The organism is Pseudanabaena sp. 'Roaring Creek' (assembly GCF_001402795.1).
GTDB lineage: Bacteria > Cyanobacteriota > Cyanobacteriia > Pseudanabaenales > Pseudanabaenaceae > Pseudanabaena.
In genome coordinates this window covers 1-5,966 of the sequence record NZ_LIRE01000264.1, presented here as the reverse complement: position 1 = coordinate 5,966, position 5,966 = coordinate 1, and the positions used below count along the sequence as shown (strand labels likewise).

Annotated in this window: 3 protein-coding genes; 2 read left to right on the top strand and 1 reads right to left on the bottom strand. The window is 40.4% G+C overall.

The genetic code is table 11. From position 1 onward, the window contains the following. Positions 1-1,157: 1,157 nt before the first annotated feature. On the top strand, positions 1,158-2,549 hold the full coding sequence (locus tag AC805_RS09115; RefSeq protein WP_055075137.1) for an ATP-binding protein: 1,392 nt from the start codon (positions 1,158-1,160) through the stop codon (positions 2,547-2,549). Positions 2,550-2,843: 294 nt separating this feature from the next. Here the strand turns inward: AC805_RS09115 and gltX are convergent, their stop codons facing one another. Continuing rightward, positions 2,844-4,280, bottom strand: coding sequence for a glutamate--tRNA ligase (gltX, locus tag AC805_RS09110; protein WP_055075136.1), 1,437 nt, complete (start codon positions 4,278-4,280; stop codon positions 2,844-2,846). A gap of 126 nt (positions 4,281-4,406) precedes the next feature. On the opposite strand from gltX, the gene AC805_RS09105 reads away from it, so the two are divergent. After that, entirely contained in the window at positions 4,407-5,810 is a 1,404-nt protein-coding gene (locus AC805_RS09105) for a sensor histidine kinase (protein ID WP_231662564.1), read from the top strand. Positions 5,811-5,966: the final 156 nt, after the last annotated feature.

The following is a 5,966-nucleotide window of genomic DNA, read 5'->3' as shown; positions in this document are numbered from 1 at the left end:
TTGTGGAAGCGCCCCCTTTTTGGGGACGCTTCCACAAACTATAGCTATCGCCAAATGTCCTACTCCCTTCCCGCTATAAAATTAGACATTAAAAACCAAGAATTAGCGTTGCGGCGCGAAGCGCCGCAACGTCTAATTTTTCACTGGGAAGAGATTAGGACATAAACCCCAAGAATTGACTGGCGGCGCGAAGCGCCGCCAGTCAATTCTTGGGGTTTGATTTGTCCTAATTCAAGTGACTGTAGCTATATTTAGGATTGAGATAGGCAAGGATGGGTGGTGCGAAGCAATGTTCTTACTTATCTAGGGCTGCCAAATATTGCGCTATTTAGCAGTATCCATAACAGCTTCTCTCGGCTTTACAATAAATAATCGCAATTGAGTTGAACCCCATCACAAACCAAGGGAATAATGCGGAAATTTATCGTACTTCATTCATCTAAAAACTTTAGTTTTAGCTAAAACAATAAAATCCAGAAAACAAATATAAAACAAGTATAAAACTATTAAAAAAACATCTAGTTGTCCTAAATGAATCGTATACAAGGACAATGTGCGAATTGTTTTTGCATAAATAGCTCTAGAAAACATCTTTTTTAATGATTCGAGATTGCCAACTAAAATCACGGAAAGATTTAAGACTGCTAACTAAAATTGCTGAATGATGTAGTAATAGAAATATTTATCAATAATTTCATACTTTAAGGTGATGTATATTGTTTTGTCCTGTATTAAACCTAGACTCTAGCTTTTACAACACTTTAGAGGAATTAATCAAGAGCAATCGATTATTTTGTTTGACAGTAAGTAAAAAAATGATTTAGATTATAAATGAGGGATAGGTAACCAAATAAATGATAAGCAACTAAACATTAAAAAGCTGAATATTAAAAAGCTGAATATTAAAAAGCTGAATATTAAAAAGCTAAATGAATTTAGAGGTAAGTATTCTGAATATCTTAGATTTGAAAGTAATTACAAATTGTTTCAGTTCACGCTCAAACAAACTATTTGTAAACCAGTAGCTATGTAGATTTATGGTTTCTATTTTTTGAAATTAATTACCTGAAATCCGCCTTATTTTCTTCCTGCGGTAAGAATCCATCATCTCTTTAAGCAGATGTTAAATTTCACTTTAATCAATAAACATATTCATTATGCATTCATCCCCTCCTGTTCCAGTCAATGAGGTAGAGCGTTTAGCCGCTTTACAAAGGTACAACATTCTCGATACGCTTCCAGAGGAAACCTATGATGAGCTAACATCTCTTGCTGCATATATTTGCGGTACTCCCATTGCGCTCATCAGCTTAGTTGATGCTAATCGCCAATGGTTTAAGTCCAAAATTGGGATAGAAGCATCGGAAACTTCAAGAGATCTTTCCTTCTGCGCTCATGCAATTCTCCAATCCGCTCCTTTGGTTGTACCCGATACCCGTGAGGACGAACGATTTGCGAATAATCCTTTAGTTGTAGATGAACCAAATATTCAATTCTATGCGGGAACTCCCTTAGTAACTCCCGATGGTTTTGCCTTGGGAACACTTTGCGTCATCGATCGCACTCCCAAGAATCTCAGCACAGAGCAGCTTAAAGCATTGCAAACCCTAGGTAGGGAGGTGATTACTCAATTAGAATTACGCAAGCATGTCTCGACTCTAAGCGAAAATATCATAGAAAGACAGAAGGTAGAAGAGTCTCTACGAGAAAGCAACCAACAACTCCAACACACTGTAGCAGAATTAAAAAATACACAAGCACAACTTATTCATTCGGAAAAGATGTCTAGTCTAGGGCAACTAGTCGCGGGTATTGCCCATGAAATGAATAATCCTATCAACTTTATTTGCGGTAATATCGGGTATATTCATGCTCAATTGCTAGAAATACTAGAGCTTCTAAAGCTCTATCAGAATGAGTCAGATCCTAGCGAAAAGATTCAAACAAAAGTTAAAGAGATAGACTTGGAGTTCCTTATTGGCGATCTGCCAAATACCCTATCTTCAGTTAAAAAAGGTGCAGAACGCATCAATCAAATAGTGCTGTCCTTGCGTAACTTTTCTCGTTTGGATGAAGCAGAGAAAAAAGAATCTGATTTGCATGAGGGGCTTGATAATACGCTTTTACTTTTGCAGCATCGCCTTAAGCATATCCATATTAAGCGTGAATATGGGGATTTACCGATGTTAGATTGTAATGCGTCGCAGCTTAACCAAGTTTTTATGTCTATCATTACTAATGCCATTGATGCGGTAGAAGGGGTGATGCATCAGCGATCGCCAGAAATTATTATTCGCACCGAGTTAAGCGATCGCGCGATCGCAGTCAAGGTTATTGACAATGGCGTAGGTATTAACCAAGAAGTTCAAAATTCTATTTTCGATCCGTTTTTTACAACCAAGCCTGTCGGGAAGGGTGTGGGTTTAGGACTATCTGTTAGTTACAACATCGTTAAGGAGCATGGGGGAGAACTTCAGGTTTTACCACGAGAGGTCGGAACTGAATGCATCATTAAACTTCCCCTATCTGTTCCCTTATCTAATGATTAGCCTGAAAGTAAGTGTCATCCAGCGCTTTGCGCTCAAAAAGGTTTTCCAGTTATACCAATTCCCAAAATGGCAACTCCATTTTGGGGATCGCAAAACCTTACTGGGTTTGATGTTTAATTCATGAAAGTGTTGTCACACTTTCATGAATTAGTATTACAGCAATTATCGATCAAACGAACCACAAGGGAATTATTGAAAACGTTGCTTCGCAACGCTTTCAATAATTCCCTTGGTTTGGGTTTGAGCGCAAAGCGCTGTAAGAAATGGCTACGCCATTTCTTACCTTGGTATTATCTATGCTGTAACTGCTCTTTGTAACCGTTGCAAGGCAATCCCTTTACGATGGAGCAGTACAAGGGTTGGCAGAATCTCTGGTCCATGCAGATCGCCCGTAAGGGCAGCCCGCAGCGACTTCATGACAACGCCTTTCTTCACTCCTTGAGACTTAGTGACGGTCTTGATGACTTCCCCTGCAAGATCGGCATCCAGTTCGGACGTTTCTTGGAGCGCTTCGATAAGTGCGGTGATAATCCCCGCGATCGCATCACCTTGGAGAGTTGCCTTTGCCTCATCGGTGTATTCTTCAAACTCAGTGAAGAAAAACTTGCTAATTATGGCGGCATCGGTCAAGACCGTCAAACTTGGGGCAATCAGCTTGGTCAAGTCGAGGAGCCATTGACGATCGACCGATGTCAGGTCATAGCCAGCTTCCTGAAGAAAGGGAGTCAAGCGATCGCAAACATCTTCCGTAGGTAATGAGTGTAAGTATTGGCTATTAATCCAATTCAGTTTATCCCAATCAAATTTTGCCCCAGCCTTATTAACGCGATCGAAACTGAAAATCTGGGCTGCCTCTTGGATGCTAAATAACTCCTTACCGTCCGAAGGCGACCAACCAAGTAACGCCATATAGTTATTAAAGGCTTCGGGAATATAGCCCATATTCCGAAATTCCCAAACTGAGGTTGCACCATCCCGTTTAGAAATTTTTGCTCCTTGTTGGTTCAGAATGAGGGGCGTATGTCCGAACTGGGGTGCTTTCGCGCCTAGGGCTTCATAAATCAAAATCTGTTTGGCTGTATTAGCGATATGATCTTCCCCACGAATTACTTGGGTAATTTCCATATCAATGTCATCGACAACCACCGCAAAGTTATATAGCGGCAAGCCAATATTGCCTTGATCGTCAACGCGGGCAATAACCATATCACCGCCGAGATCGCTGCTATTCCAAGACACAGTGCCGCGTACGAGGTCATGCCATGAGATATGGCGTGGTTCCTCAATCACGAAGCGTACTACAGGACGACGACCTTCGGCTTCAAAGGCTTGACGTTGCTCGTCGGTGAGGTGGCGATGGCGATTATCGTAGCGGGGGGCTTGCTTATTGGCTTTTTGGGTTTCCCGCATTGCCTCTAACTCTGCTTCGGTACAGTAACAGAAGTAAGCTTTTTTCTCGGCTAGCAATTTGTGGACTGCGGCAATATAGCGATCGCTCCGTTGTGTTTGAAAAAATGGTCCTTCATCAAAATCAATCCCCAACCATGCTAATCCTTCCAAGATATTTTGGGTATATTGATCCTTAGACCGCTCGCGATCGGTATCTTCGATCCTCAGGATAAATGTCCCTTGATGGTGACGGGCATACAGCCAGTTAAATACAGCCGTGCGGGCAGTGCCTATGTGCAGATTACCCGTGGGACTTGGTGCAATGCGAACTCGAACAGACATGAATTTTCAAACATTATAAAATCCGATTATCCTTCATAACATGTTCCCGTGACTATGAAAACACTTCGCACTGGTTTAGATAGGGTAAATCTAAATTCAGACTCTTGACAAATACTTTATAAGTTTATGAAAAAAACATCTTTAAAAAATGCTGGTGCTTCAGAAGGAACTATCTACCTGCGTGAATTTCCCAAATCTTTTAAATTTATTAAATTTGTAAAGCATTTCTCCGCAGTTCGATGGTTTGTGAACCTAGCAAAAAGTAAGTCTCCCCTCTTTTTCCTCATTGGCACAGCATTTTGGGTATTTTGTGCCGAGGTAATAGTTATGTTCTTTTTTATGACCATACCCAAACTCCCTGAGATTGTCGAAGCTTTGGTTGATGGTACTTTGTTGTCCATACTCGTCGCACCTGCGCTTTACTATTTTCTTTACAACCCCTTGCGAACTGAGAATAAAGAACGAGAATTAATAGAAAAAGAATTACGACAATTATCAGAACAGTTAAAGTCAAAAACTCAACAGCTTGAGGAATATAGCCAGATTTTAGAACTAAAGGTAGCCGAACGCACTCAAGAATTAAATAGTAAAAATAGTCATTTACAAGAAATATTAGAGGAACTTCGTAGCACTCAACTACAGATGGTACAGAGTGAAAAAATATCTTCTTTAGGTCAACTGGTAGCAGGGATAGCCCATGAAATTAATAATCCTGTTAATTTTATTCACGGCAATCTTTCCCATGTCGATCGCTATAGCAAGGACTTACTGAGATTAGTCCAAGTCTATCAATCCCATTACCCCAATCCACCTAAAAATATACTATCTATCCTAGATGAGATGGAACTTGATTTTCTCAGTGAGGATTTAGGAAAAATTCTGCAATCAATGCAATCAGGTACGAACCGTATCAGACAAATTGTCGTATCGCTTCAGAATTTCTCTTGGCTGGATCGGTCTGAATTAATGACAGTCGATCTCCATGAATGTATCGACAATACGTTAAATATTTTGGATCATAAATTGAGAGGAATAGCAGATTCTGAAAATATTGAAGTGAGCAAAGATTATGGGGAATTACCTCTAGTGGAATGCTATCCAAGTAAAATCAATCAAGTATTCATGAATCTATTATCCAATGCAATCTATATTCTGGAAGAGTCTGAACAGGGTCACGGAAAGCAGGCTCGTAGAATTTGGATTACGACTCAAGTAGTGAATGATGATTGGGTACAGATTGCGATCGCCGACAATGGGATTGGAATACCTGAAGATATACAATCTCGAATTTTCGATCCTTTTTTCACGACTAAACCCATTGGCAAAGGTACTGGTTTAGGCTTATCGATTAGTTACCAAATCGTGACAGAGAGACATAAAGGCTCAATGCGCTGTGAGTCAAACATAGGAGAAGGAACTATATTTGCGATCGATCTCCCCATTCGACAAACAAAGTCAGTATTTACAGCAATTGCCGATCAAACGAACCATAAGGGAATTTTTAAAAGCGTTGCAGGGCAAAGCTCTTAAAAATTCCCTTGATTTAGGTTTGAGCGCAAAGCGCTGTACATAGGCAAGCGAAAAGTATGCTGAACTAAGTAGCTAAGAGTAAACTTAAAACCCAGAAGAGCATACCGCCCACTGCGCGGGCGGTATGCTCTCAGGTTCTGGTTTTTTACTTATACC

What these genes read in the sequence shown, in the direction of transcription:
- AC805_RS09115 (WP_055075137.1), top strand. Translation starts at nt 1,158, where the DNA reads ATGCATTCATCCCCTCCTGTTCCAGTCAATGAGGTAGAGCGTTTAGCC.
- gltX (WP_055075136.1), bottom strand. Translation starts at nt 4,280, where the DNA reads ATGTCTGTTCGAGTTCGCATTGCACCAAGTCCCACGGGTAATCTGCAC.
- AC805_RS09105 (WP_231662564.1), top strand. Translation starts at nt 4,407, where the DNA reads ATGAAAAAAACATCTTTAAAAAATGCTGGTGCTTCAGAAGGAACTATC.